Below are 26,768 nucleotides of genomic sequence, written 5' to 3' on the forward strand. Positions count from 1 at the left end.
TCTGGGAGTGGCTGGGCACCGGCTCGTCGCCGCTGAAGCCGTCGATGCCCTGCTCGATCTAGACTTCAACTACTACCGTGTGGCGCTCCTGCGCCCGCGATCTGATGGCAGCACCGACCTAGACCCCGCCGAGCAACCTGCAGAGAGAACCGAACCCGTGCCGAATATCTTCGACAACATCACCGACGGCACCCGTCTCGGGTTGGCGCTACGCGAGTCCCTCCGCGACTTCGACACTGTCGATGTTGCTACAGGTTACCTTGACTTGCGCGGATGGTCTGCCTTCGCCGATATTCTTGACTCCAAACTCAAGCCCACTCCGGGCGAGCGACCGGCCGCGCGCGTCCTCGTCGGGATGGTGGCTCCTTCGGACTCCGAGCAGCTATTGGACTTGCTGCAGGACCAGGTCCAACCACCGGAGTACGGGGCGGACATCCACGACCGCGAACGGGCCCTCGCGAGGCGTGACCAGCTCGTCAAGCACTTGCGCACCCAACTTATGCGCGGCCTTGCCACGCCCGACGGACAAGTGACGCTGCAAACGCTCAAACGCCAGTTGCATGACGGAGTCGTCGCGATGAAGGTTTTTACCGAGAAGCCACTGCACGGTAAAACCTACATATTCCACGCCCCGGCGAAAAAGCACGGTGCCCGCTGGGCATACGTCGGCTCGTCAAACCTCACTGGCGCCGGTCTGCATCGCAATCTTGAGCTCAACATCGACGTTCAAGATTCGGACGCCACCGGTAAGCTTGCCGCCTGGTTCGACGAGAGATGGGACGACCCGTTCTCTCTGACCATCACCGAGGAAATCATTGGATTGATCAGCGAATCGTGGGCCGACGAAGACCAACCCACCCCGTTCGAAGTGTACTTGAAAGTATGTCACTCCCTGGCGCAGGACGCTCGTGACGGAATGGGCTATGTGCTTCCGAAGTCAATGAGCACCCTGCTGCTGGATTACCAGGAGAGCGCTGTGCGCACCCTGGCCCGGCGGGTAGTACGTCGCGGCGGCACAATGCTTGGTGACGTCGTCGGTCTCGGGAAGACTCTCACCGCGGTCGCGACTGCACTGATGCTTCAAGCCGCCGAAGACTACTCTACTCTGGTGTTGTGCCCGAAGAACCTCGAGCCGATGTGGACGGAGCACCTCGACGCCTACGACATCAACGGCAGAGTTGTGCCCTACTCGATGGTCGACAAGGTCCTGCCTGAGCTCAAACGGTTTAACCTCGTGATCTGCGATGAGTCGCACAACCTGCGCAACAACGGTACTGTCGCATACGAGGCGATCCACCGCTACATCCGTGCCAATGGCTCCAAGGTACTCCTGCTCACGGCGACGCCTTACAACCTTGCCTTTACCGACGTCGCCAACCAGATCGGCCTCTATATCGACGAGGACGATGATTTGGGCATCGTCCCGACTGCGGCCTTACTCGCCGATCCCGGCCTGGTCGCCAAGGTTGACGGCAAGATCAACACCCTGACAGCATTCCGCCGGTCCGAAGAGCCCGAGGACTGGAAGCGGCTAATGAGCGATCACCTCGTGCGCCGTACCCGCTCTTTCATCAAGCGCACCGCCAAGAAGCAGCTGGTGACTGGGTCCAACGGCACCTACGTGGAGCGTGAGTACCTTCAATTTGCCAACGGCGAGAAATTTTTCTTTCCAACCCGAATTGCAACTCCGCTCAGTCACACCTTCAGCATGGACGACCCCGCCGCACTGATGGAGGACGACGCGACGCTCGATGCGATCCGTGACCTGATCCTCCCCCGATACAGGCTTGCCGACTACGATAATCCTAGGGCCAACCATACTGAGGCTGACGCGAGAAATCTTGACGATATCCGCTCAGGTCGCGGCAACGTCAGCGGCTTCGTGCGGATCGGCTTGTTCAAGCGGCTCTCTTCGTCCGGCCACTCGTTCATCTTGTCCCTGCAACGTCAACGCACGCGCAACGAGCTGTTCATCTACGCCATCGACAATCAGCTTCCGATACCGCTCGGGTCCTACAGTGACAAGCAGATCGCCATCACCGATGAAGACATCGAAGGCGACGGTGACCTACACGGCAGCATCGCCACCCGTTACCAAGCTCTGGTCTCGTCCTTGCCCGTCAAGACCAAGTGGGTTAACAGTACCGTCTTCAGATCCTCCTTGCGCAAAGATCTGATAAGGGACAACGAGGCCATCACTGCCCTCCTTGACCGGTTCGGCAACTGGGATCCCGCTCGCGACTCCAAGATCAATGCACTCGTCGACCTGCTAAGCAACCAGCACCTTGGCGAAAAGGTCCTCATTTTCAGCGAGTACGTCGACACCGCTACATACGTCGCCGGCACACTAAGTGAAGCTGGCATAGATCACGTCGGCCTCGCTTCCGGCAGCACGGACAACCCCGCGATGATCGCTCGACGGTTCTCGCCGGAGTCCAACAAGCTTCCGGGGCAGAACCAACCTGACGCAGCCGCCCTCTCCGATCCGATCGATGTGCTGGTGGCCACAGACGTTCTGTCTGAAGGGCAGAACCTGCAGGATTCCCACATCGTCGTAAACTACGACCTGCCGTGGGCCATTATCGGGATTATCCAGCGCGCCGGTCGTGTCGACCGCGTCGGCCAGAAGTCTGACACCGTTCACGTCTACCTGATCACCCATGAGAAGATCGAGCAGCAGATCCGCCTGCGACAACGCATAAGGGCGCGCCTTGGTGCAGCCGCTGAAGCTTTCGGCTCGGACGAGCAGTTCTTTGGGGGTGAGCAGGAAATTAAGATCCTTGATGACTTCTACAACGGCCGAGTCGCCGACGACCCCGATGACGCAGAGGGGGAGGCTGACGCTGTCAGTGAAGCTTGGCTTGTGTGGTCCAATGCACAACACAAGCACCCCCAAGCCGCGGCAAAAGTTCTGACTATGCAAGACATGGTCCACAGCACCCGCGACCAGTACCTGCACGAGAACCACGGTAGCGTCACCTGCTACGTCGCCACCGCCTCCGGCGTCGACGCCTTCGCCACTGCCATCAGTACCCCGCACGGGGTCACTCAACAGCTGCTCACCCCGCTGGAAGCGCTGCGGATATTCCGCGCCGACCCCGATACCCCGACAGCACCCCTACGCCAGGACCACTTCGACCAGGAGAAGGCCCTGGTCCAGGGCCCGCTGAAGACAGAGACGATCGCTGCTGGCAACTTGAAAGGTGTTCGCAAGTGGGCCTGGCAGCGCCTTGGGGGAACAGTGTTCGGTGAGAAGGCGGCAGATGCGCTCAGTGCCCTGCACGAGCGGCCGCTCACAGAGCACGCCACCGTCCGGCTAACTCAGGCACGCCGCAACCGGTACAGCCTCGATGACCTAGCCGACCTGATCGCGCAACTGCACGCCGAGGATCGGCTTGTCATCAAGTCAACCGATTCTGACACGATCAAGATCGTCTGTTCGGTAGGAGTACGAGAAGAATGACCGACCCGCTCATCTCCCGAGCTGAGGAGCATGACTACCAAAAGTTGTTCATTCAAGACCTGAATTGGTCGCGGCCTGACCACCCTCCAGTCGTCTACAGCGAAGACGGGCACAACCTCATCGCGACCAACGTCTCTTCCTATAAGGGACTTCGCGTCTGGGTGTGCGATCAGAGGCCAGGTTCAAAGCTCGAGGCAGCGCTCGATCAGCTGATCGCGAAGACAACAACGGACCGGCTCGTCATCTTCCACGACGCAACCGAGCAGGTGTGGCGCTGGCCGGTCAGGCGCGCCACAAGCAGCTCCACTGCGATTCGGCTGAGTCGACACCTGCACCGCACCGGTGTTCCCAATCCGAAGTTTGCGGCTAAGCTCGACGCTATTCGTCTACCCGCCGATGTAGTGCTCGATCCAAACGCGGTCCTGGCGAAAGTTCGCTCCGCGTTCGACGTTGAAGCGCAGAACGAAACGAAGCATGCGTCCAAGATCATGGCCCGCCTCTATATGGCAATGGAAAAGGCGTATTCTGTAGATTGCGAACGTAAAGAGCGTGACCATCAGATCTCCGTTACCCTTGCGCGGATCCTGTTTCTCATGTTCGGTGATGATACAGGCATGTGGGCTCAGGATCTCTTTCGCGACTTCATTTACGAGCATACCTTCCCGGATGGTTCAAACATTGGGGAGCGTCTCGCAGAACTGTTCGAGTATCTTGATATGCCGCCAGCCATGAGGGATGGTGCATCGGGGAAGTTTGACGGCTTTCGGTATGTCAACGGCGGTATCTTCCGCGAACGCATCACGCTCCCGGTTATTAACGCCGAGTTCCGCAACATCATACTCGAAGCCTGCGACCGGGACTGGGCAACCATTAGTCCCGCCATCTTCGGATCAATGTTTCAATCTGTCCGCAACGCTAAGACACGCCGGGAGCTTGGCGAGCACTATACGTCCGAGGAGAATATCCTTAAGACCCTAAACCCGCTGTTCTTGGACGAGCTGCGAGCCGAGTTTGCGCACATCAAGACTCTCGATAAATACGAAGCCGACCGGCTCCGCAAACTCCGTGACAGGCTCGGCGCAATCCGTTACATGGACCCCGCCTGTGGCTGCGGAAACTTCATTATTGTTGCGTATCGGGAGCTCCGCGACCTCGAACTGGCCATCATGGAACGCCTGCATGAGATTACCGGCGACGGTACCATGCTGTTCGCCAATGTAGGCCTCAAGGTGACGCTCGACCACTTTTTCGGGATTGAAATCGATGAATGGCCAGCGCGAATCGCTGAAACTGCCATGTTTTTGATCGACCGACAGTGTGACCTAAAACTTACTGAACGCCTCGGCTGGGCCCCTGATCGACTTCCTATCCAAGAGCAGGCTACTATTGTCGTAGCCAATGCGCTTCGCATGGATTGGGTGCAAGTCTGCACTCCATCGGATGGAACCATTATTGCAGGAAATCCTCCTTTTATTGGCACCAAGGAACGTAGTAGAGCTCAGGTCGAAGATCTTCGGCTTGTATGGGGAGCTCGCTATGACGGATTCCTCGACTATGTTACAGGTTGGTACGCAAAGGCAATAGACTATTACGCAGATCGCCCTGGGCTTTGGGCTTTTGTTTCAACAAACTCGATCTCTCAAGGCCAGGCTGTCCCGACCCTTTGGGGTCGTATCTTCTCATTGGGATGGCGAGTCAAGTTTGCACATCGAACGTTTCCGTGGAAATCTGAAGCTACTGGCCAGGCTGCGGTGCACTGCGTAATCGTGGGATTCACCAAGGAGGCGGGCACACCTCCGCTCTTATTTGAGCACGGCTCAAGTCCTGTTGACGAGCGGGTATCGCGCGTTAAGGAAATCAATGCCTATCTGGTTGACGGGCCGAATCTATTGGTGCAGAAGCGGATGCATCCACTGTCGCCTGAACTGCCGGAGGTGATCGCCGGCTCAAAGGCGGTCGATTGGGGGTTTCTCACCGTGGAGCCAGAAGAGTACGCCGTTGTGTCGTCGGACCCCGTGGCTGCTCGGTACCTTCGGCCGTATAAAGGTGGTGACGAGCTGATCAACGGACACGATCGCTGGTGTCTCTGGTTTGTCGGGGCCGATATTGAAGAACTAATGCAGAGCCCATTAGTGCGTGAGCGACTTGAGGAGGTTAGAAAGAAACGACTTGAGAGCCCCAAGGTTGCTACCAGAAAGGGTGCGACCACGCCGCACCTGTTCGAAGAGCGCCGCCAGCCTGCCTCGGACTACCTTGGGATCCCGCAGACGTTCACCGAGAATCGGCGCTACGCAACAGTTGCGAGAGTCTCCCCGGAGGTGATCGCGTCGATCAAGTTGTTCACCTCGCCCGACCCAGACGGTTATCTTTTTTCCGTGATTTCATCGTCCATGTTCATCACGTGGCAAAAGACTGTCGGTGGACGGCTGAAGTCAGACCCAAGCTTCACGAACACGATCGTCTGGAATACGCTGCCACTGCCGCCTGTTACTGCGGCGGTTCGGAGTCAAATTATCGATGCTGGCCGAGAGATCTTAGCCGCACGCGCGATGAAGCCGGAGAAGTCACTCGCTGAGCACTATGAGCCGCAAAGTATGGCCGCGGAGTTGATCGCGGCACACGATGCGTTGGATCGCGTCGTTGACCGCGCTTTCGGGGCCTCGCGCCCCTGTAGATCAGAACGGGAGCGCCAGCAGTTGCTATTCGATCGATACGAAGAGTTGATCTCTCCGCTCATGGCCACCGCGAGTCTTGACGGTCGGAAGCGTCGGCGATCTCCCCAAGGTTGATTACGAGCCGCTTGGAAGTCGCGGATATCGCCTGTGGGGACCGCCGTCCTGCTTGGTCTGGCGTGTTGTGAGTAGAGATCTGGGCTGCGTGCGCCTGCTGGATTGTGTTAATTGCTGGTCAAGACGGTTTCGCATCCTGCAGAACTGCCGCGATTGGGCACTGCGGTTAGTCGCTCTCGGGTTCTTGGCTGTCGGCTCTGGTGATCGACAGAGCTTGAGTGGCTGTGAGCGCGGAGAAGTCGGTCGGCTGTCGATGGGCGAGCAGTTCCGCAGCTCGGACCAGCGATGCGATCGATGCACCCCCACGTCCCGCAGTAACTGTCATTTCCGTGAAGTCCACGTTCAAGCTTCCAGGTGACTCGTCGTCGGGCCGGCGAACGTTCACCTTAGTGACTTGGTAGCTGTCGTCGATCGAAGATCGAATCCGCGCGATATCTGAGCTGACGTCGCCATCTCCCTCGGCGCCGACGTAGATCCGCCGAGACAAGCCGCGCAGGTCGACTGAGTCGAGCGCAAGTCCGTTGATCAGCGGAGCGATGTCGTCCCAGTTCGCAGCGGTACTATCGGTGCGTCCCTTCAGCCTGCGGGCGTCGGATGCGATCAGAAGGCGCCACAAAGCAGCTTCGGCGGTAAGTAGCCGGTTGCGAACGAACCAGAAGGGATCACCGTCGTTCAGGCCCTTGCCTCCGTCTTCCGAGTCTAATTCAGAATTCCGTAGCATCGGCGTTGATAGCTCTGCGGTTGAGTCATCGTCATGTGAGCTGTTGATCACCAGCTGTGCTCGCTTGCCTGTCCAGACTTCAAGGTTCGGCACGACGAGGGCGGTAACGTCCATGTCGACTAGGACGTCGCTGAGCTCTTCGAGCCTCTCAAGGGACATCATCGAGCCAATGAATTGCCAGAGTCGGGTGTTGGTTCGCGCGGTCTCGTCGGCGAGCAAGTACGGAATCAGTACCCGAAGCTCAATTTCGGACAGCTCTCCGCTTGTTCCAGCAATAGCGTCGACGACTTCGGTTGAGAGCCCAAGTCTGAGAAGCTCTGCCGAGCGTCGGAGACGTAAGGCAGCATCGGGTGTGAACATCTCATCGGTAGTCTCCTGGAAAGTTGCCAGGAACTGTTCGGTGAGAGCGGCGCCGTTCTCCGGCGGTGCGGCGCTCCGCGCAAGCCGCTCGACGTCATGAGGTGTCAATAGGCCACGGCCGCCCTTGAGAACGTTGGCCTGCACGAGGCGCAGCAAAGGGGCTTCTTCCCGACCCTGCGGTGTGGAGCGCGGGGTGTCGAAAGGTGCTGCCAGGTCTGCGAGCGAGACCACGTCGGTAAGGAGCACGCGGCTGGCCTCGCGGGCGCGCTCGCGCAGAGGGCCGGCTGCGACGGAGGGCTCGTCAAGGGCGGTGATGGACAGTACGACCGGTTCCTGGCGGGCTAGGCTGCGTACATCCTGTTCGGTGACGTCCGGTCGAAGGTCGTTCCTCAAGAAGATCGGCCGTGCGTACAGCTTTCCGGCGTCATGCCATTCCACCACGAGGTCCGGCATGTAGCTATGGTTGAAGTAATCTGTGCAGACGATCTTGGCGTCAGGGCTGAGCGACGTGACCTCTTTCGCAACCGCGTCCTTGACTCCGGTGATGATGTCGTCGGCGTTGTTCGACGCCATCGCTGAGCGGATCTGCTCGGTCACGGCGACGCTGCGCGTGCTCACTTCATACCCTTCCGGTTCAGCGTGCCCTCCACTAGGGCCAGCTCTTGAGCTGTGAGCATGAAGTCCTCCTGGCGCCGGTTGACGACGAAAACTTCGACCCGTGCAGCAGCTGTAGCCAATGTGTCAACGTCGATCTCGTTGTCCGCCAGAGCTTCCGAGTGATGCTCCTCAAGGGCCGTCTTCATCCGTTCGGCCGATGTTAAGTCGGCCCAGTCGCTTGAGCTGAACGGCATACGAGTGATCCACCAGAACTCGCGGCGCGCGTCCTCTCCGTCCTTCAAGTCTTTCGCCGTAATGCTGTACGCGTTGGCCAGGAACTCCCAGAACTCCTTCGCCTGTTTCCCGCCCACCGAATCGTAGCCCTTGGACTCGATATACAGCGGAGTCTTCGGGCTCCCGTGAATCATCCCGAACAGGTCGTAGACCTTCTTCTTGCCGTCCAGGCGCGTCAGGGTGCAAATCGGAGCATTGTGGTAGGCATCGAAGGGCAGTTCGATCCACGTGGTGCTCTCCAGCCAGCGCTTGGCCAGATCGGCACCGTCGATGCCCTTCTGCTGCACCGTCTCAGCCGCCGACATGGGGAACAGGATAGCAACCCTAAGTGATCAGCGTCACCCGTGGAGGGAGATGATCATGGCATGTACAGCGCAGACACCGATGAGGTGGGCCAACTCGCCGTTCAGCACCGCGGCCTGGGCGTCGGGGCGGGGACACCGGCGAGGTCGGCGAACTCGTGGATGAAGCCGATGCCGTTGAGGTTGGTGAGCGGCCGGCCGTGGAGCTGTTAAGGGCGATCTGCATGCAAGCCCGGTAGTCATCCGGCTTGTACTCATACGCCACTCCGAGCCTTCACGCAGCCGGCTGCCGTCGGCCTTGGCCAGCATCGGCTCGACCCAATCCGGGACGCGGGAGGAGGCACGCGCAGCCATGGACAGCCTCCCGACGTCGAGACATCATCGCCTGGTTTCGACGGTAACCCCGACTGGTCTAACTTCGCCGTGTTTGCGCTGGTCACCACCCTGATCGGTGACATTGGGTGCGGGGACGAGCGCCCTGAGCTGCCGCCTAGCTACGGCGGGGGTGAGCTTGAGCGGCTCGGCTTGACAGCGTGCGAGACGTCTCGCAGTATCCGAACAAGTGTTCGATGAGTTCGGGTTCGCTCGCGGCTTCCCCTCGTGGGCGTCTCCGGTGCGTGTTCGTGGTGCTGGAGGTGCGTGGTGGCGGTGCCGGAGGCGGTGGCCGGGCTCGCGGCGATCCCTGGTGTCCGCACTGCGGCGCAGCTTGGTGACCCAGCCCCGGATGCCTCGGCGTCTGCCGGTTCTTTGCCGGTGGCGCCGGCTCTCGCCGGGCTGGTGCCGGACGGTCTGCGGCGCGGCAGCACGGTGGCGGTCCGCGGCTCGACCGCCTTGGTCCTGGCCTTGTTGGCCGAAGCGATGCGGGAAGGATCGTGGGCGGCGATCACCGGCATGCCCGAGGTCGGCCTGGTGGCGGCCGCGGAGCTGGGTGTCGACCTCGATCGGCTCGCTCTCATTCCCGCTCCCGGCGCTGAGGTCGCCGCGGTGCTCTCGGCGTTGATCGACGGGTTCGATCTGGTCGTGCTCGGTCCGGCTGTCGCCCGCGGGATTGAGCCGCAGTTGGCCCGTCGGTTGGCCGGACGTGTCCGCAACCGGGGCGCGGTGCTGCTCGCCGCCGGCCAGTGGCCCGGCGCGGAGCTCGAGCTGAGCGTGTCGAGTCGTCGGTGGCGGGGTCTTACCGGCGACGGCTTCGGCCACCTGGAGTTCCGTGACGTGGTGGCGACCAGCCGCGGCCGCGGTGCGGCGGCTCGTCCTCGCACGGTGGCGCTGCGGCTTCCGGGCCCCGACGGTGCTGTCGCTGCCGTCGAGGCATCCGCCGACCGCAGGCTGACCGAGGTCGCCGGATGATTCACACAGCGCGGCGGCGGCCTGTGAGCTGGTCGGAACCGTGGCGGGGTGCGCGGTGATCGACCAGGCGAGCAGCGCCGTTCGGTCAGGTGCGCGCGGCGAGTTCGGCGGACGGATTCCCGTCCGGCCGGCGACGGGCAGTCTCGTCGTCTGCTTGCGCGGTCACCGGTTCGACCTGGACCTCTACGACAAGCTCAAGCCCTACAGCCACCGCTACCGGCTGCACGGCACGCTCTGCGAGGTCTGCCGCGCGCAGGAAGGCTGCGATCCCGCGGCCCGGCGCCTCGCCGAGTGGGCGCACCTCGACGTCACGATCCAGCACGCACCTGGCACGGCCCCGGGCAACGGGCTCGTCCTGGTGGCCCATCCACCGGCCGCGGGGACGTTGGCGGGCCGGATCGAACTCCACCTCGACGGCGCCGAGGTCGGCGCGGTCACCGCGAGCCTGTGCGCGAGCTGCCGGACGGCCACCCTCGACTACGTCCACGTCGCCGCGGACTACCGGCGCCTCGGCTTCGGCCGGACACTGGTGGCGGCCGTGGTGGCTCGTGCCCCGTCCTACCGGTGGACGGCTCCACTGCCGGACGGGCCGGTGGCGCAGTCGTTCCGTGCCCGGATCGCCATGCGCCGGGCGGATCTGCCGTGTGTCCACGCCGGTCTCGTGGAGCGTAGGCGATGAGTATCTATGAGGCCTTCTAGCGGTCCGGCGGCGCGATTGAATGCTGTGCGTCTCCTGCTCAAGATTCTGATCAGCCCTTGAGAGGACGCCAGATTGCTTGGCGCGTCGTGTCGGATGCGCGGTCACTCGTTCGTGGTAGGGATGAGCTCGGCGCCAGACCGGGCCGCAGGGGAAGGGACTTCACCATGGCGGGTACCTCCGCACGCGAGATCAGGCCGTTGCGGTTCGGGGTCGTTGCGCCGATCACCGCTGACCTGCCGGCCTGGCGTGATCAGCTGCGTGTGCTGGCCGACAGCGGTTACTCGACGATCTTGATGCCCGACGTGCCGCAGTGGCAGCCGGCACCGGGGCCGGCGCTCGCGGTGGCGGCGACGATCACCGGCTTGCGGGTGGGCACCTGGGTGTACGCGTCTCCGGTCCGGCCCGCGTGGATCACCGCGTGGGAGGCCCACTCGTTGTCCGTGCTCACCGAGGGCCGTTTCGAGCTGGGCATCGGCACCGGCCGGCCCGGGATCGCCGACCAGCTCCGTGAGCTGGGCCTGCCGGCCACCCCGGCGGGTCAGCGGCTGAGCCAGGTGCGTGACGTGGTCGCGGCCCTGCGTGACCTCGATGGCCCGGACCGGCACACGCCGGTGGCCATGGCCGTGGGCGGCCCGAAGGCGCAAGCGCTCGCCGCGGAACTCGCCGACACGGTCACCTTCGTGATGCCACAGATCGAGGCACGGACCGAGACGATGCAACGGGTAGAACAATTCGAGAACCGCCGCGGGGTGGAACTAGCGTTGCACGTGCCGGTGGTCGGCGATTCGGTCGCGGCGTTCATGGCCGGACCCGACACCGACCCCGCTGCCGTCCGGGCCGCGGACTCGCTGGCGTTCCTGCCCAGTGACCCTGCTGCCGCGGCTGAGGAGATCCAACGGCGACGAGAGGAGATCGGGTTCTCCTACTTCGTGGTCGGCGCCGAGGCTGCCGGTGCTCTTGCGCCGGTCGTTGCCGAGCTGGCTGGCCGGTGACCGCGAAGGTATGCGTCCCGAGTGCGACACTCTCACGCGCCGGCACGGCGGCAGCTTCGACTGCGCCCTCGTGCCGATGATCTAGCGGTGGTCCTGCAGCGCTACGGTCGGTGACAGAGGAGCACGGATAGCGGGAGGTTGGTGTCGGGTGGTGGAGGCTGGATACCCGGTGTCGATCAAGGGCGTGCTGGTCCGGGATGGCCGAGTCGTGTTGATGCATAAACGAGCGCGACGAATGGGAGCTGCCGGGCGGCCGGATCGAACCCGGCGAGACCCCCGAGTAAACCGTCGCTCGCGAGATCACCGAGGAGGCCGGGCTACCGGTCGAGGTCGATGAGATCCTCGATGCCTGGGTGTACACATCGCCGTGGCCGCGAAGGATGTGTTCATCGTGACCTACGGCTGCACCACGACCTCCAGCGCCGCGCCGGTCCTCAGCCATGAGGACAGCCGAATCGGCGAATTCCGGGAAGACGAGGTCTCCGAGCTTCCGATGCCGGAGGGGTACAAGCGGTCGATCGCCACCTGGTTCGACCGGCTCCGCGCCCGGCAAGCGGCCCAGTAGTGTCCCTCGCCGGGGCCGTTCAGCACGCTGTGCCACCAGCAACGGCGAGGTCAGGCGGTGAGCGCCAGGGAAGAGGTGGGGAAGTGATCGTTCAGAAGCGCTTGCAGAAGGTCAGGCAGCTGAGCAGGCAGCAGCTTGTCCCGGCAATCGGCGAGGTCGATCGCTGACCACCAGCGGCGCTCGATGAGCCCGGCCCGTTCGTTGGCGGTGTGCCGGATGGCGACCTGCGGTGCAGTGTCGTCCGTGCGGGCGAGGTAGACGTGGTCGATGCGGTGGTGCTCGCGGCCGCGGTAGGTGAAGCGGCTCTCGCGGGTCCAGAGCTTGCGGCCGATCTCGTTCAGGACAAGCCCGGTTTCTTCGGCGATCTCGCGGCGGGCGGTGTCTTCGAGCTTTTCGCCGGGGTCTTGTCCGCCGCCGGGGAGTTCCCACCAGTGGTGGTCTGGGCTGTCCGGGTCGCGGGCGTGGATGAGCAGGACGTCGTCGGCGGGGTTGAGGAGCAGGACGCGGGCGCCGACCCGCAGGGCCGGTTCGCTGGCGACGGTCATCGGGTGGGGCCCCTTGTGTTCGGCGGCTGGTGCGGCGGCCGGGGCACGAGCCCTCTGGTTAGAACAGTGTTGCTTCGCGGTCCGCGGCCGGGTCGGACGTTATCAGCGGCGTGGTCGCGCTGAGCGTCAGCGCGACGGCGAGTCCCGAATGGTCCGTCAGCGCAGGGTTCCCCGAACGGGTGTCGTGGACGTACGAGCAGCTGGTGAGGTGGGCGAGGAGCGAGGGCGAGGCGTGAGCGTGGTCGTAGCGGTAGCCGAGCTCGGCGCGGCGGGCCCAGCTGTGCTCGACAGCGGTCGGATGCAGCGCGCGGAAGGCATCAGAGAGGCCGTGTTGGTGGGTGAGTGCGGTGTAGAAGGTGGTCTCGAACGGTGCGAACTGCCCTGGGTGCGGCGGCACGTGCCCGGGTTCCAGGACGTTGAGATCACCCAGCAGGAGAACGGCGGCGTTGTCGCCGGTGGCTTCGTACGCCTGGTGGAATGCGTTGATCCACTCGCGTTTGCGGGTCGTCTTCGCTTCGGTGGCGTCGCGGGAGGGGACGTAGGCGCCGAGGATGCGCAGCGGTCCGTCGTCGGTGTTCACCGCGATGCCGGCCAGTCGGGCGGGCAGGTAGGTCATCGCCGCATTGATGGGGTCCACGGTGCACTCGAATCTGGAGAGCAGCATGACGCCGCGTTCCTTGTCCGGGTGCTCGGGGAAGGTGACCGACCAGCCGGCGTCGCGGTAGGACTCGGCGATCAGCTGGGTGCCGGGCCCGGAGCCGGTTTCGGTGAGCACGAAGACGTCCTCGCCGCGGCGGGCGAGCCAGTCGCGTTGGCGGCGGGCTCGTTCGAGGGCGGGGTTGCCGACGTTGAGGGTGAGGACGGTCAGGGGCACGCCGGGCTCTCCGTGAGGGTGCGGTGGATCAGGTCGACGATGGTGCCAGCCGTGGTCCGGGGATCGTCGGCGCACTCGACCAGCTGGACGGGCCAGCCCTGGTCGCGCAGGAACGTCGTGGCCGCGAGGTAGCCGTAGGTTTCGCGGAAGCTGCTCCCTGCGGTGCGTTCGAAGCGGCTATGCCCGCCGCGGGCACGAAGGCGTTGTTCGACGGCGGCCGGGGCTGCGCTGAGTGTGCAGACGAGGTCGGGGCGGTACACGCCGTGGTTGAGTGCCCAGACGACATCGAGGGGAATGTCGTCCAGCCCCTGCAGGACCAGCGACGACGCGACGTACCGGTCGCATAGCACGACCTTGCCCTCGGCCAGAGCGGGGAGGATCTCCGTGGCGAGCTGGTGATGGCGGTCGGCCGCGCAGAGGCAGGCCAGGGCCATGTCGCGGTAGGTGTCGGTGCCGTGCCGGGCCAGCTCACCCAGAGGCGTGCGGGACGGCTGGATAGTGGCGTGCACGGGCACGCCGTCTGCCTCGAGCAGGTCGGCGACCAGCGTGGTGATCGTTGTCTTCCCGACGCCGCCGGGGCCTTCGAAGGTCACCAGCTTGCCCGGGAGCCGCGGCGCGCTCATGCGACGTCCAGCGGCAGCAGCCGGTGTCCTTCGGCGGTGACGGGGCACTGCTCGGTGTCGACGTCGCCGATGCGGCCGCCCGCGGCGACGACGGCGGCCGGGCAGCCCTTGCCGCACCGGGATTCGAGGCTGCAGGAGGTGCAGGTCGGGTTGGCGCCGACCTGGAACCGGTCGTGGAAGCGGTAGTTGTCGAGGCGGGCGGCGATGCCGCGGTCGGTGAAGATGTTGCCGACGATGAAGTCGGTGTCGGGGTGGCGGGAGATCGGAGTGCGGGCGGCGAAGACGAGGTAGGGGCAGACGGTGACCTCGCCCGGGGTGAAGACGTAGATGATCGTTCCGGCTTCGCAGCTGGCGAGGGGTTTGCGGGCGGTGTTGGGGAAGCGGATGTGGGCGATGTCGAGGTCGGGGCCGTCGAATGGTGCGGTCAGTTCGAAGATCTCCTGCATGTGCATGGTCGTCTTGGCGAGTTTGCGCTGGGATTTCACGCCGCGGCCCATGCTGCCCAGCGGGTTGAGCAGCACGTAGCGGGCGCCGTTCTCGCGGGCGAACTCGCACAGCCGGACGTACTCCTCGTTGGCGGCCAGGGAGTTCGGCGTACAGAGCAGGCCCTGCATGAGGCCGGCTGCGGCGAGCTTGCGGACGTTGGCCACGGTCACGTCGAAGGATGCGCGGTCGCCGCGGAACAGGCCGTGGGAGTTGGCGGCGAACCCGTCGAGCGAGACGTTGACGTGGACGCCGGCCGTGGCCAGCTGCCGGATGAGCTTGTCGTCGAGCTCGGTGGCGTTCGTGCAGATGCCGACGTCGATGCCGACGTTGCGGAAGGCGTGCACGATGCCGAGGAAGTCCGGGTGGATGGTCGGCTCGCCGCCGGTCAGCGTCACCCGGCGTACCCGGGCGTCGGCGAGCCGGGGAACGACCTTCTTCACGACCTCGGTCAGCGGCATGTCCTTGCCGTGCTTGGTCGCGGAGACGAAGCAGTGTGCGCAGCGCAGGTTGCACCGTTCGGTGATCTGGACGAGTGCCTTGCGGTACGGGGTGTTGACGGTGGTGCGGAAGTAGCAGCTCGACGCCTGCTCGTCGACGGCGATCGGACGGACGGTCATCGTTCGGACCTCCAAGTCGGGCGAGCGGTGGCGGTGGCACGAGTAGACCACTCGGTGCTCGCTGGAGCAATAAATTGACTGGTAATGCTCGAAAGAAAACTTCGGAGCATTATGGCTACACTTGCTCGAACTAGAACTGGAACTATCCGGCTGGAAAACAAGCGAGGAGACGCTGGTGAGGGACTCGGAAGTCGTCGAGCTGCTCGGGTTCCCCGCGGAGCTGCTGGACACGAGCCTCGATCAGCTGCGGACGCTGGCCGTCGTGCATGCCACCGGCAGTGCGCAGCGCGCGGCCCGGGTGCTGCAGCGGTCGCAGTCCAGCGTGCAGAAGCAGCTCGACACGCTGAACGATGCGGCGATCCGGCTGATGGGCGAGGCGCTTGTCGCGAAGCAGGGACGCGGGAAGGACTTCCTGTTCACCAGCTCCGGCGACGAGGTCGTCGCGCTGGCCACGAGCACGCTGCGCGCCTGGACCGAGCGCGTCCATGGCGCCCGCCGGCGGGTCGGGTCCACCATCACGGTGGGCACCACCGAATTCACTGTCGAGTTCCTCGGCGCGGTCTGGCCACAGCTGCGCGACACCTTCGAGCGCCGAGGCATCCAGCTCAAGATCGAGCACGTCCGGACCCGCGACCTGAAGACCAAGCTGGATGCCGAGCAGGTCGATCTCGTGTGCGGCTCGTTCGCTGCCGAACGCGGCCGCGGTCCGGACGTGCCGCACGACTTCCTCGAGTGGCACCGCGAACGCGTCGCCCTGCTGACCAACTTCAGCACCCGTGAGGTCCCCGACCGGCCGGTGGCGCGTGACGCCCTCGTCGGCCTGCCGCTGCTCGCGCCGACCGCGGGTCTCCTGGCCGATTTCCTCACCCGCTGGTACGGCCCGGAGTACCGCGGCAAGCTCCATGTGGTCGCCGACATCGACGCCCTCAACTACGGCCTCAACCTGCTCAGCAGCAAGCTGATGTTCGGCTGCCTGCTTACGACCGAGCGGGTCGCCGACGCAGCGATCGACGGTCGGCTGCCCGGGGCGAACCTCCGCAAGATTCAGCTCGGCACAGGCTACGAACCTGAGCTCGAAATCGTCACGGGAATCTTCGCTCGCGCAGGCGAACGACAGCGATACGCCGCTGATCACCCACTCAACTTGCTCTGGGACGCCTTCGCGGCTGCCGCTCCGGCAGGCCGTGACGCTCAACATGAGGTCGCCGGGTCATAGGCGACAGCTACCCGCTGGAGCGCATCGAACGTCGACTTGTAGCGCCTCACTGTCGCCAGGTCGGACAGGTAGACCGTCGAGTGCTCGTGTCTCAAAACGACGGTGAAGGCCTTCTCCGCGGTCTCGTAGATGACAAATGACTCGATCGTCGGAGAGACGGCCGCGTCGGCCGGGACGATCCGGGCGTCCACCCGCCACCGGTTCGGTGAGTTGGTAATCTCCTGAAGTTGCGCCTGCACGACCTCCGGCGGGATGCCTTCCAGGGTCAACGCGGCCGAGCCCAGCAGGAGGGTGTGCCGATGTCGGGAATCTCGATCGACCTGTCGGACGCGGCGCGCGAAGATCTCCTGGTCGACGTCGTCGGGCCGGGTGCGCGCTCCCGGAAGCGCGTGAGCGTAGCCGAACGTCTGGAGAAGGTCCGGGACGACCTTCGGTGCCCATTCATAGGTGTGAAGGGTGTATCGGTCGTACGCACGCTGGAGGCTGATCTCACCGGAGTTGTTTCCTTCGACGTAGCTCGCACGCTCGGATTCTGCGTGAAGTCGGCTGAGGAGATGGCATTCGGCGGCCGGTACTTCGAGCAGGCCGAGCGCCCAGCCCAGCGGCACCGCTGGAATGCGTCGTTCTCCGGTCTCCCAACTCGAAAGGAGACTTGGGCTGGTGCCCATCAGGCGCGCCAGCTTCCGAAGGCTCATGTCCCGAGCCATTCGATGTTCCCGGATCGCGCGGCCGACCACGTAGAAGCCGGGGTAGCGCAACGATGCGTCGGTCATGCCAAGTGCCGTTCTGCGAGAAGAAAGTCGTGCGGAGCCAGCACGATGCCGGCGTCGACGTCCGCGGCGTGAGACTGCAGGATGTCCAGCAGCTCCTCGAGCCCGTCTGCGAACTGCCGCTGATCATCCGTTGTCGCCGTTCCGTCCTGAAGCTGGTGCACGAGCAGGCTGATTCGGACCTGCGTCGCCAGCAGCGTGTCGACGAGTCGGGTGGTTTCGCGGGACATCGGTGCTCCGGTCGATCGTGGTGGTGATTCCGAAAAGGACGGACGGCGTAGCCCGAGGAGCACCCGGCAAAGAACCACATATCCGGCGTCTTCTGCGAGAAGCAAGTCGCCCTCGGAGGGCCATTGGACTTCGTTCGGTGCCATGGTGTTCACCCGGGCCATACCTGTGGTGGAGGCGGCGGAGTTGCGGTCGGGGCAGCAACTCCGCCGCCGGTCTGGGGGTTATCCGCGTTCGATCACATAACCGATGGCGAGTTCCAGGGCGGTGCCGTGGTCCGAAGAGGGCACGGGAACGTTAGTGACGTCAAGGCTTTCGGCAACCCGGCGCACCCAGCGATCAGCAAGGCGCCGAAACACCTCATCGTCGGTTTCTCCATCGGTCGCGGCCGCGTCGAGCGTCGTTCGGAAGAGCAGGTTGTAGTTCGAACTATGGTTCCGCACCAGGCTCTCGAGCTGATCGAGCTCTGCCTGACCGGATGCATCGCCACGGTGCTCCAGGGCGGCGCGGTAGTACGCCAGAGCGTCGGGAACAGCACCGTTGACCAAGATGACGTCAGCGTGGACCCACGCTTCCAGTTCATCGCTGATGCCGCGGGTGATGAACCACATCGTCGATGCCCAGGAGTGGTTGTGCAGGATCGGTATCCCCAGCCGTTGGGCCCGCTCCACAAGCGCCGCGATGGTGGCGACTTGGTATCCGTTGCGTCGAAGCTCCAAGGCCAGGCGGGAGATGAACGTGCTCTTGCCCGTCAGGTGCGGACCCATGATCCCGATGGTCAGCGGCCGCTCGGAGGCCCCGGGCATCATCGAGTCCACCCTTCGGCGTTCCTCAAATCAGGTAGTGCTTCGCCGGATACCGGCATGGCGGTTGTGTTCACCGGTTCCCTCCTGCATCGTGACGTCGGAACGATCACCATGGGACCCTGGCCAGCGACGATGCCGGAAGGGGGTAAATGACGAACGTGCCGATTTACCCCCTGTGAACGGATCGGGAGAACGACGTGACTGACGAGCAGACGGAGACGCGGCCGGCCGCCGACCATCTCGTGCGGGAGATCCGGCGCCTCCGATCGGCCGCGGGCCTGAGTCAGTCCGAGCTGGCCCGGCGGATCGGCTACACGCGCAACTACGTGTCACTGGCAGAGCGGGAAGGGCGGAACCTGCCGTCGCGTGAACTGGTCGATGCGCTCGACCGTGGTCTGCGCACGGGTGGCGAGCTGCGGCGGCTCTGGGAGGCGGCGAAGCAGGAGCAGGCGGAGCTGCGGCGCGAAAACCGATCCCCGCGCACCACTCAGCTCAGGGACGATGCAGTGCGTGTCGGCATGACGGCGCTAAGGCGGGCGCTGTTGGCTTGCGACGAGCCGGACGACGGTCCCGTTCGTCCGGCGCACGCCCTGCGAGCAGCTGTCTCCCAGGTGACAGAACAGCGTGTCCAGGCGCGCTATGCGCAACTGGTCGTCGATCTGCCGGATCTCCTGATGGAGCTGGGGCGGGCGTGCCACATGGCGATCGACGAACAGGAACGCAGCAACACAACGGAGTTGCTGGTCCTGGCTTACCGGGCAGCTGACGGCTTGGCTTTCAAGTACGGCTACACCGACCTCTCGAGCCAGATCATCACCGCCATGCGGCTGGCCGGTTCCCAGATCGATCGTCCATTCCTCGATGCGGCAGTCGCCTATGTGCGTACCGAAATGTTCTTTGCGGTGAGTGATCTGGAAACCGCGCACCGCTCGCTCGTCCGCGCCATCGATCGGATACCAGCTACCCGATCCACAGTAGACAGCGAAGCTGCCCGCGGATCGCTGGCGATGCGGGCTGCCGTCGTTTCTGCACGTGCGGGTAAGGCGGAAGAAGCAGGTGATCACCTCGCAGAGGCGTATCGAGCTGCCGAGCACACGCCCGAAGGTGTCTACCTCGGAACGGCCTTCGGACCGGCTTCGGTCCGTATTCACGAGGTAGCTGTTGCGCAGGAGCTGGGTGACAGCCCGACCGCGGTGCAGCGCGGCACCGGCTGGCATCCGCCGCGCGAGCTTCCGGCCGAGCGCCGATCGCACTTCTACATCGACCTGGCTCCGGCACAGCTCGAGGTCGGTCGGCCCGACGACGCTTTCGCGTCGCTCCAGCTGGCCAAAAGCGTCGCGCCGCTCCACACCCGGGAGCATCCTCGGGTCAAGGCGGCACTGCGATCGCTCCTGCGCGGGCAGCGGACGGTCAGCGACGAGCTGGCGACGTTCGCCGCATGGGCTGACGTGTCGTGATCAAGTTCTGGCGATCAGGTTGGGCAGTTCGTTCAGCGAGTTGATGATCCAGTCGGCGTTCGCCAGCACTGCCGGGTCGTCAGCCCACAAGTGTCCCCATGGACCGCGACGGATCAATGCCGTCCAGAGCCCGGCGGCGTGACCGGCGACGACGTCGTTGTCCCGGTGGTCCCCGACGTAGAGCAGCTCGTTGGGAGCGACGCCGGCCAGCTCGATGACGTGCCGGAAGAAGGCGGGGTCCGGCTTGGCGACGCCCCACTCGGCCGAGGTTGCGATCGCGTCGACGGAGAGGTCGAGCTTGCGGAGCAGGCTTCCGGCTTTGGTGGTCTGGTTGCCGGCGAGCCCGACCCAGAGCCCCTTCTCCTGGAGCTGGGCGAGGGCGGGCCGGACGTCGGGGTAGAGGTCGCTCTCATCGATGTGCTCGCCCTTGCCGGCGTCTTCGCGACGCTGCCGCTCGGCGGCGACGTCGAAGTCCGGCTTGAAGTACCGGAAGGTCTCGGCGTTGTCCCGGCCGGAGACGGTGACCGCGCCGAGCACGGTCGAGAACGTGTGCCGGCCGACGCCGATCCAGTCGGCCCAGGCGTTCCACTCGCGCGTGTCGTCGAGCACGGTCTCCCCGATGTCGAGGACTACCGCCCTCACCGGCATGGCTCTTCCTTCCGTCGATGACGTTCTGCGCCCGAGTCTGTCACTCTGTTGCTGCTGCGGCAGGCCGTCCCCAACAAGGCTGGCTGGAGCTGTCGAGGTGGGCCAGATTGGAGCGGTCGCCTTGTGATGGCCTGACCTGAGGTGACTGGAAGCCGTCGATCGAACACATGTTCTAGTTGCGTGGTAGGTTCGGGTTGTTCGAGGTCGCGGAGTCCGGGAGGTCGGAGTGGCGTGGTTGCTGCGGGAGCGAGCCACTGGCTGCGAGTGGCGCGTCGGCGACAGTGATCTCGCCTGGGAGGCCGGCGGCTACGACACGGCCAGGTTCGAACTCCATGTCCTCGATGAGGAAGTCATCGGGGCGCCAGACGGCCTCCCTGGCTCTCGCCGACCATCGGAAGCCTGCACCGCGGCCGTGTAGCCGCCGTGCAGATCTCGCGCTCGGCTGCCGTGATGATCACTGCGGTGGCTGGTTTAGCTAGTCATGCTGAGCGGCGGGCGCCGTCAGAGTCTTGGCTCCGGCGATGCCGTGCCTGGGCGACGATATCCGGGTGCTGGCTCACCCAGTCGGCCAGCGGCTGCATGGCTTCGAGCGCCTCTCGCGTCGCCGGCGCCAGCGAGTAGGTGACCGACGGTGGGAACACGCCTGCCTCCTGGTCGCGCACGATCAAGCGGTCGGCCGTCATGGTCTTCAGCGTGCGCGTCAGCACGCTGGCGTGCAGCACCCGCGGCCGTCCGGACCAGCTGTTGGCCGCTGCGGCGTCGTTGAGCGAGCCGACGAGGTCCAGCAGCTCGGTGTAGTGCTTCGGGCCGCTCTTCAGTGCCAGCAGGATCGCCGTCATCCAGTCGCCGCCGAAGAGCTGCTTCGCGTCGTGCAGCTTGCGCAGGCGCTCGGCGTCCTCGGCGGTGATTGCCTGTGTGCTCGGTCGAGTCATCGTTCCCTCCCCGGTTCGATCACCCCAGGCTGTTGATCTTAAGTTTCCGCAGGTCGTGTCTCAACTATCGGACGGGTGTTCACCTGATCGGGTCTTAATTTCAGTTAAGACGCCTGGTGAGCGATACCGTCGAGGGGAGCTGAGGAGGGGTGATGGCCGAACGCGGGCGTGACTTCGCGGACAAGCTCAACCACCTGTTCGCCGTCACGAAATCGCCGGACGGCGACGAGTACAGCAACGACTTCGCCGCCGACTCGATCACAGTCGCCGGCACGAAGATCTCGGGCACGTACGTCTGGCAGCTGCGCAAGCGGAAGCGGGACAACCCCACGATCAAGCACGTCGAGGGGCTGGCGAAGTTCTTCGGGGTGCCGGTCAACTACTTCTTCGACGATGACGTGACCGACCGCGTCGACCAGCAGCTCCGCGAGCTGGCGGCAGAACAGCAACGCCTCAAGGCGAACGCCGGCGACCAGGAAGCGCAGCGGATCGCGATGCGGGCCGGTGAGCTGACGCCGGATCGCCGTCAGCTGGTCATGGACCTGCTCGACGTCGTATACCGCGACCAGCAGGCAGCGCGGGAGCGAGGGGAGCGGTGAACGAGCGGCTGCTGCGCCGCCGGTGCCGGCGGCTGCTGAAGGAGCTGGACATCCGGCCTCCGCTGGACGTCCTCGAGCTGTGTCGGCGCGTCGGTGAGCGCCGTGGCAAGCCGATCAAGCTGCTGGCCCACTCCATCCCGGTGCCCGGCCCCTTCGGCGTTTGGATTAGCACTCGCCCAGCGGACTACATCCTGTACCAGCAGGAAACCAGCAAGCCGCACCAGAACCACATCATTCTCCACGAGCTGGGCCACTTGCTCGCCGGTCACGAGAGCGATCCGTGCGATGACGAGCTGCTGGCCGAGTTGTACCCGGACATGTCGCCGGAGAGCCTCCGTCAGCGGTATCCGGATCTCGAGCCGGACGCCGTCCGCCGGGCGCTTCGGCGTACCTCGTACGACACCGACCAGGAGCGGGAGGCCGAGACGACGGCGACGATCATTCTGGAGTGGGCGTCGGTCCTGGACCAGGTCGCTGTCGGTGGAAGATCGAGCGAAGCCACCCAGCAGATGGGCGCCGCGCTTGAAGGCCGTCTGGGGTGGCTGTGACGCCTCTGGTCCTCGCGTACGGGATTGTGTCGGCTGTCCTGCTGCTGTGGCTGGCCGGGAGGTTGGCGCGGAACCCGAGGAACACCGCGCTTCGCAGCGTGACGGCGCTCGTGGCCTGCCTGGCCGTCGCGTTTCCGTTCGGTGCTGCGGCCGACAAGGGCGCCCACGTGCTGGGCCTGCCCCCTATGATCGCGCGGCTGGTCCAGCACGGTCTTCTGCTGGTCGGCGTGTACAGCCTCGTGTGCTTCTTCCTGTTCTCGGCACGGGAGCGCGCGGCGGCCAGGCGACGCGCCGGTTGGTACGCCGGCCTGCTGCTGGCCGCCGAGATCGTGCTTTTCGTCGCCGCGCTCGCGACGCCGGCGTCCGCCCGGACCAACGACCAATCGGTGCCCAGCGTCGCGGTCTTCTTCATCGCGGCCGACGTGTTCATGGCGGTCGGCTTCGCCGCGGCGGCGGTCTGGGCTTGGCGGTACGCCCGCGAAGCGGGCGGCAGGCTGGCCCGAGGTCTGCGGATCGCCGCCGTCGGCCTGGTCGCGATCGTCTTGGCGAACTGCGTCTTCGTGCCCGCGATCGTGCTCGGGTTGATCTACCACGTCGGGGTTGCAGATCGCGCCGGTTCCGCCGGCACGGTGGTGGGCGCGCTCGCCGTCACCGTTCTGCTGATGCCGGGCGTCTTGCTCTTCCTGGCCGGTGTCAGCTACCCGGCCGCGATGACCAGGGTGGGTGCGATGCGGATCTGGTGGCGTCACCGCCGTGGGTATCGGCAGCTCGCGCCGCTGTGGACGGTGTTGCACTCGGAGTTTCCCGATGACGCACTGGATCGGGTGCCAGCTGCGCCTTGGCGTGACGCACTACGTCTACGTGGGACGCACCGCCGGTACTACCGCCGGGTCGTCGAGTGCCGCGACGGCTTGGTGCGGATCAGTCCGTATCTGGCGCGAACGGACGCCTCTGCCGACCTGCCGAGTCGTCTGCAGCAGGCGCTCGCCGCTCACGCGGCCGGTGAACCGGCTCAGACAAAGGCGGTGCCCGTCGCGCTCCCGGAAGGTGACGGGCTGGATTCGGACGTTCGCGAGCTGGTGCGGCTGGCTCGTGGCCTGGAGACGAGGGGAGTGGGATGACCAAGGCGCTGATCATCGGTGGAGGTATCGCGGGGCCGGTCACGGCCATGGCGCTGCAGAAGGCGGGCATCGACTCCGTCGTCTACGAGGCCTACCGGACGGGGGCGGACGACGTCGGCGCGTTCATGACAATCATGAACAATGGCTTCGACGCCCTCAACGCGATCGACGCCGACAAGCCGGTGCTGCAGGCGTCCTTTCCGGCCGACCGCGCGTTGTTTTGGAGCGGCTCGGGCAAGCAGCTCGGCGAAGCACCCATCGGCGGGGGCTCGGCTGGTGGGTACGGGCCGCACACCATCAAGCGGGCGGAGCTGTACCGGGTGCTGCACGAAGAGGCCACCCGGCGCGGGATCAAGATCGAGCACGGCGAACGGCTCGACGACGTGGACACCGACCTCGCCGACGGTGTGGCGGCTGTCTTCGAGGACGGCTCCCGGGAGGAAGGCGACCTTCTGATCGGCGCCGACGGCATCCACTCGGCGACCCGGGTGCTCATCGATGCGGAAGCGCCCGAGCCGCGCTACACCGGCACGGTCGTGCTCTGCGGCTATGCCCGACAGGCACCGGTCGATCCCGTCCCCGGCGTGTACCGGATGATCTACGGCAAGCGCGTCTTTTTCGCCTATACCACCGCGCCAGATGGCGAGACGTGGTGGTTCGTGAACATTCCGCGCCCAGAGCTGTCGAAGGCAGAGCTCGCACCGACACCACTCGAGGAATGGAAGCGGCAAGCGACGGCACTGCTCCGGCGAGACCGGTCGCCGGCGGCCGCGATCGTCGAGGCGTCGGAGCAAATCCGCGCGAGCAACGGGTATGACATCGCCTCGACGCCGAGGTGGCACGCCGGCCGGATGATCGTCATCGGCGACGCGGCCCACGCCGCCGCGCCGAACGCCGGCCACGGCGCGTCGATGGCGATGGAGGACGCGGTCGTCTTGGCGAAATGCCTACGCGACATGCCCGATCCGGCGACGGCGTTCCGAGCCTACGAAGCTCAGCGCCGGGAGAGAGTCGAGCGTTTGGTCGCCACAAGCGCGAGGATGGGCGGCACGGCGACGCCCGGACCGATCAAGCGGATCGTCCGAGACCTGGCGATCTCCAAACGGCTCAAAAGCGGCCCGCGCAACACGGCGGCTTGGCTGACCGGACACCACATCGACTGGGACCTGCCGGTGTCACACATTGCGTGACATCGGCGGGCACCCTCGGTCCGCTTGATCGCGTCACCGCGCCGATGACTTCACCTCGACTGTCGAAATCTCGCGTGCGCAGATCGTCGCGGCTGCCGCTGCCGGGTACGCCGAGCCACCGAGCCTCCTTATGAGGGCGGATGCGGGTTCATCCACACCCAAGGCATGCCCATGCTGCTCATCAAGACCAATCGGCCGCGGAAGTGATTCCCCATCACGGTGAGGTGTCGCAGGAACAGGCCGGCGTTGGGGTGAGCTTGACCTGGCCAGGTGTCGAGCTCGAGGACGGCATCATCGATTTTTGAGTGAACTTGACGGGCGCCGTCATGCGTACTTGAAAGTCCGTGTCATACGCCGTTTGCAGTGCGTGGGACCGTGGCCTGTAGACCGGATTCATAGCAAGAACATGGATCGGTTGGAGGCCGCGATGAACAATTCAAAGTATCTCCGCCTGGCGGGCCGGATCACCGCCGCGGGATCAATCATGATCGCCATGCTCGGTGCTGCGTCGGCGCCCGCTGCGTACGCTGCTGTCCGTTACGAGCCGAGGATGTCGTGCGGGTACCAGAGCTGGGGTGAGTACCGGCACTGCGACGGCGGCACCGGTTCAACCGTCATGCTCGACGTCCAGGACATCTGGGGGAACATCTACCACTACTGCGTAGGGCCGGGAGTTACCGATCTTCAACCGGTAATCAGGTGGCGCGTCACGGGCGCCTGGTGGAACGGCGATGTGGGGTGCAATCCCGGCTACTACGGTCCGGCGTAGCCGCTTCATTCGTGTGATCAAGTCGCTTGCAGTCCATGTGGTGCGGCTTGCCCGTTTTGATAGATCTGCTCAACGATCGCCGGGGAGGATGAACAATGGTGCAAAGCTGGTTATCGGTGGTGGCGATCATTCTGGTTTCGACGAGTTTGGTCAGCTGTTCAGGAGACACCCGGGAGACCGCGTCCCGCCCGTTGCGTTCCGACGTGTCGCTGCGGCCGGATTCGCAGGTCGGCCGCCTCGAGGATGAAGCTGGCCCGGCAGCGTTGGTCGCGATGGCCGACCCGGCGCTGACCGGCCACGTGAACGAGGTCGCTACTGTCTCGGCCCCGAAGCGACAGACCGTCGGTGGCCCGGGACTTCGAAGGTCGGCCGTAACCACAGACTCGAGGACGTCTCCCAGTCCTCGGCCAGTCGACGCGGTGGGCGCTTATGCCCCCTCTGCGGCGCCCTCCGCGTCGGCGTTGAGCGGCTCAGCCCGAGATCGCGAGCACCGTGGTCATAGCCGCCAAGAGACACGGCCCGAACGGCACGGCTTTCCGCCGGCTGCTGTGGTGGGGCAGGAGCAGCAGAAGCAGAGCTCCGAGCGACGCAAGCACTAGCGAGCCGGCGAGCTCGGGCCAACCTGACCAGCCGGTCACCAGGCCGACGACAGCGGCGAGGCTCACGTCACCGGAACCGACGCCTCCCTCGACCAGGACGGCAAGCAACAGGTAGAAGCCCGCCGCCGCGAGCGCCGCCCCCAGGGCTCGCAGGCCAGAAGCCAAGTCGAAACGCATGACGCACAACAAGCCAAGCCCCAAAGTGGCGCCAGCCAGCTGGGGAAGCACGACGATCCGAGGTAACCGATGTTCGACCCAGTCGATGACCGCCAGCGGGACGCCGAGCGTCAGGACGTAGGCGTAGACCAGCAGCTCTCCTCGAAAGCCGATGCGCCAACCCAGGAGGGCCAGCAGCGTCGCGGTGATGACCGCACCGAGCCACCAGGACTGCGCGATATGAACCGGTCGCCGCAGCAGCGTCCTGGTGATCGAGCTGGCAGCAGCTCCCACCACCAGGCCGACAGCCGCGCTGCCCGCGGTGAGCCAGGCGTTCACCATGCCACCGGCTCTTTGCTTGCGTCGATTGCCGTCCCCACGAAGCCATGCTGGCCAGCGCGGCGGGCCGGCGCATCGCTCGTCCTTCCAACGAGTGAACCTCCGCCGCGGTGGT

General features: G+C 64.9%; 25 protein-coding genes. 13 read left to right on the forward strand and 12 right to left on the reverse strand.

The features are described 5' to 3' along the window. Positions 1-7: 7 nt before the first annotated feature. Together ACLJQF_RS21265 and ACLJQF_RS21270 are read left to right on the forward strand one after the other, a co-directional pair. A complete protein-coding gene (locus tag ACLJQF_RS21265) occupies positions 8-3,463 on the forward strand; it encodes a helicase-related protein (protein ID WP_410610987.1) in 3,456 nt (1,151 codons plus the stop codon). Then, on the forward strand, positions 3,460-6,252 hold the full coding sequence (locus tag ACLJQF_RS21270) for a class I SAM-dependent DNA methyltransferase (RefSeq protein ID WP_410610989.1): 2,793 nt from the start codon (positions 3,460-3,462) through the stop codon (positions 6,250-6,252). The genes ACLJQF_RS21265 and ACLJQF_RS21270 overlap by 4 nt, the downstream gene beginning before the upstream one ends. 166 nt (positions 6,253-6,418) lie before the next feature. On the opposite strand, the gene ACLJQF_RS21275 is transcribed toward ACLJQF_RS21270, so the two are convergent. After that, a complete protein-coding gene (locus ACLJQF_RS21275; protein WP_410610990.1) occupies positions 6,419-7,951 on the reverse strand; it encodes a hypothetical protein in 1,533 nt (510 codons plus the stop codon). After that, positions 7,948-8,529, reverse strand: coding sequence for a hypothetical protein (locus ACLJQF_RS21280; protein ID WP_410610991.1), 582 nt, complete (start codon positions 8,527-8,529; stop codon positions 7,948-7,950). The genes ACLJQF_RS21275 and ACLJQF_RS21280 overlap by 4 nt, the downstream gene beginning before the upstream one ends. Positions 8,530-9,279: 750 nt before the next feature. Between ACLJQF_RS21280 and ACLJQF_RS21285 the strand changes: the two genes are divergently transcribed. From ACLJQF_RS21285 to ACLJQF_RS21300, 4 genes are all read left to right on the forward strand, one after another. Continuing rightward, positions 9,280-9,873 (forward strand): hypothetical protein, encoded by a 594-nt coding sequence (locus ACLJQF_RS21285; RefSeq protein ID WP_410610992.1) that lies wholly within the window; start codon positions 9,280-9,282, stop codon positions 9,871-9,873. 55 nt (positions 9,874-9,928) lie between these two features. After that, a complete protein-coding gene (locus ACLJQF_RS21290) occupies positions 9,929-10,552 on the forward strand; it encodes a GNAT family N-acetyltransferase (protein ID WP_410610994.1) in 624 nt (207 codons plus the stop codon). A 185-nt stretch (positions 10,553-10,737) separates the two neighbouring features. Continuing rightward, entirely contained in the window at positions 10,738-11,565 is an 828-nt protein-coding gene (locus ACLJQF_RS21295) for an LLM class flavin-dependent oxidoreductase (protein ID WP_410610996.1), read from the forward strand. Positions 11,566-11,932: 367 nt separating this feature from the next. Beyond that, positions 11,933-12,130, forward strand: coding sequence for a hypothetical protein (locus ACLJQF_RS21300; protein ID WP_410610997.1), 198 nt, complete (start codon positions 11,933-11,935; stop codon positions 12,128-12,130). 50 nt (positions 12,131-12,180) lie between these two features. Here ACLJQF_RS21300 and ACLJQF_RS21305 read toward each other — a convergent pair whose 3' ends face one another. From ACLJQF_RS21305 to ACLJQF_RS21320, 4 genes are read right to left on the reverse strand one after another with little or no spacing between them, the layout of a single operon-like run. Continuing rightward, positions 12,181-12,675: an NUDIX hydrolase gene (locus ACLJQF_RS21305; protein WP_410610999.1), complete on the reverse strand. Its 495-nt coding sequence runs from the start codon at positions 12,673-12,675 to the stop codon at positions 12,181-12,183. A 58-nt stretch (positions 12,676-12,733) separates the two neighbouring features. After that, positions 12,734-13,549: an endonuclease/exonuclease/phosphatase family protein gene (locus ACLJQF_RS21310; protein ID WP_410611000.1), complete on the reverse strand. Its 816-nt coding sequence runs from the start codon at positions 13,547-13,549 to the stop codon at positions 12,734-12,736. Continuing rightward, complete coding sequence (gene tmk, locus ACLJQF_RS21315; protein ID WP_410611002.1) at positions 13,540-14,172, reverse strand: dTMP kinase; 633 nt, start codon at positions 14,170-14,172, stop codon at positions 13,540-13,542. Before tmk ends, ACLJQF_RS21310 begins: the two co-directional genes overlap by 10 nt. Next, a complete protein-coding gene (locus ACLJQF_RS21320) occupies positions 14,169-15,275 on the reverse strand; it encodes a radical SAM protein (RefSeq protein ID WP_410611004.1) in 1,107 nt (368 codons plus the stop codon). Before ACLJQF_RS21320 ends, tmk begins: the two co-directional genes overlap by 4 nt. 175 nt (positions 15,276-15,450) lie before the next feature. Between ACLJQF_RS21320 and ACLJQF_RS21325 the strand changes: the two genes are divergently transcribed. Continuing rightward, the gene (locus ACLJQF_RS21325; RefSeq protein WP_410611006.1) at positions 15,451-16,491 is read left to right on the forward strand and encodes a LysR family transcriptional regulator; all 1,041 of its coding nucleotides are present in this window, start codon (positions 15,451-15,453) and stop codon (positions 16,489-16,491) included. On the opposite strand, the gene ACLJQF_RS21330 is transcribed toward ACLJQF_RS21325, so the two are convergent. From ACLJQF_RS21330 to ACLJQF_RS21340, 3 genes are all read right to left on the reverse strand, one after another. Further along, a complete protein-coding gene (locus ACLJQF_RS21330; RefSeq protein WP_410611007.1) occupies positions 16,467-17,264 on the reverse strand; it encodes a Scr1 family TA system antitoxin-like transcriptional regulator in 798 nt (265 codons plus the stop codon). The two genes, ACLJQF_RS21325 and ACLJQF_RS21330, sit on opposite strands and share 25 nt — an antisense overlap. Beyond that, complete coding sequence (locus ACLJQF_RS21335) at positions 17,261-17,491, reverse strand: hypothetical protein (RefSeq protein ID WP_410611008.1); 231 nt, start codon at positions 17,489-17,491, stop codon at positions 17,261-17,263. Before ACLJQF_RS21335 ends, ACLJQF_RS21330 begins: the two co-directional genes overlap by 4 nt. A 222-nt stretch (positions 17,492-17,713) precedes the next feature. Beyond that, complete coding sequence (locus ACLJQF_RS21340; protein WP_410611384.1) at positions 17,714-18,298, reverse strand: hypothetical protein; 585 nt, start codon at positions 18,296-18,298, stop codon at positions 17,714-17,716. A gap of 194 nt (positions 18,299-18,492) precedes the next feature. Here ACLJQF_RS21340 and ACLJQF_RS21345 point away from each other — a divergent pair, with 194 nt between their 5' ends. Next, complete coding sequence (locus tag ACLJQF_RS21345) at positions 18,493-19,752, forward strand: helix-turn-helix domain-containing protein (protein WP_410611010.1); 1,260 nt, start codon at positions 18,493-18,495, stop codon at positions 19,750-19,752. On the opposite strand, the gene ACLJQF_RS21350 is transcribed toward ACLJQF_RS21345, so the two are convergent. Both ACLJQF_RS21350 and ACLJQF_RS21355 read right to left on the reverse strand, forming a co-directional pair. After that, positions 19,753-20,400, reverse strand: a complete 648-nt coding sequence (locus ACLJQF_RS21350) for an HAD family hydrolase (protein WP_410611011.1) — start codon at positions 20,398-20,400, stop codon at positions 19,753-19,755. 479 nt (positions 20,401-20,879) lie between these two features. Further along, positions 20,880-21,332 (reverse strand): winged helix-turn-helix transcriptional regulator, encoded by a 453-nt coding sequence (locus tag ACLJQF_RS21355; protein WP_247021938.1) that lies wholly within the window; start codon positions 21,330-21,332, stop codon positions 20,880-20,882. 152 nt (positions 21,333-21,484) lie between these two features. Here ACLJQF_RS21355 and ACLJQF_RS21360 point away from each other — a divergent pair, with 152 nt between their 5' ends. The 5 genes from ACLJQF_RS21360 to ACLJQF_RS21380 all read left to right on the forward strand — a co-directional run bounded on the left by ACLJQF_RS21360 (position 21,485) and on the right by ACLJQF_RS21380 (position 25,559). Next, complete coding sequence (locus tag ACLJQF_RS21360) at positions 21,485-21,931, forward strand: XRE family transcriptional regulator (protein ID WP_410611012.1); 447 nt, start codon at positions 21,485-21,487, stop codon at positions 21,929-21,931. Beyond that, the gene (locus tag ACLJQF_RS21365; protein WP_410611014.1) at positions 21,928-22,479 is read left to right on the forward strand and encodes a hypothetical protein; all 552 of its coding nucleotides are present in this window, start codon (positions 21,928-21,930) and stop codon (positions 22,477-22,479) included. The genes ACLJQF_RS21360 and ACLJQF_RS21365 overlap by 4 nt, the downstream gene beginning before the upstream one ends. A 26-nt stretch (positions 22,480-22,505) precedes the next feature. Continuing rightward, positions 22,506-23,600 (forward strand): MAB_1171c family putative transporter, encoded by a 1,095-nt coding sequence (locus tag ACLJQF_RS21370; protein WP_410611386.1) that lies wholly within the window; start codon positions 22,506-22,508, stop codon positions 23,598-23,600. Beyond that, positions 23,597-24,790 carry an FAD-dependent oxidoreductase gene (locus ACLJQF_RS21375; RefSeq protein ID WP_410611015.1) on the forward strand — a complete coding sequence of 398 codons (1,194 nt, stop codon included), beginning with the start codon at positions 23,597-23,599 and terminating at the stop codon, positions 24,788-24,790. The genes ACLJQF_RS21370 and ACLJQF_RS21375 overlap by 4 nt, the downstream gene beginning before the upstream one ends. Before the next feature lie 406 nt (positions 24,791-25,196). After that, positions 25,197-25,559 (forward strand): DUF6355 family natural product biosynthesis protein, encoded by a 363-nt coding sequence (locus ACLJQF_RS21380; RefSeq protein WP_410611017.1) that lies wholly within the window; start codon positions 25,197-25,199, stop codon positions 25,557-25,559. Positions 25,560-26,029: 470 nt separating this feature from the next. Here the strand turns inward: ACLJQF_RS21380 and ACLJQF_RS21385 are convergent, their stop codons facing one another. Next, positions 26,030-26,656 (reverse strand): prepilin peptidase, encoded by a 627-nt coding sequence (locus tag ACLJQF_RS21385; protein ID WP_410611018.1) that lies wholly within the window; start codon positions 26,654-26,656, stop codon positions 26,030-26,032. Positions 26,657-26,768: the final 112 nt, after the last annotated feature.

Source organism: Amycolatopsis sp. lyj-109 (assembly GCF_046548995.1).
GTDB lineage: Bacteria > Actinomycetota > Actinomycetes > Mycobacteriales > Pseudonocardiaceae > Amycolatopsis.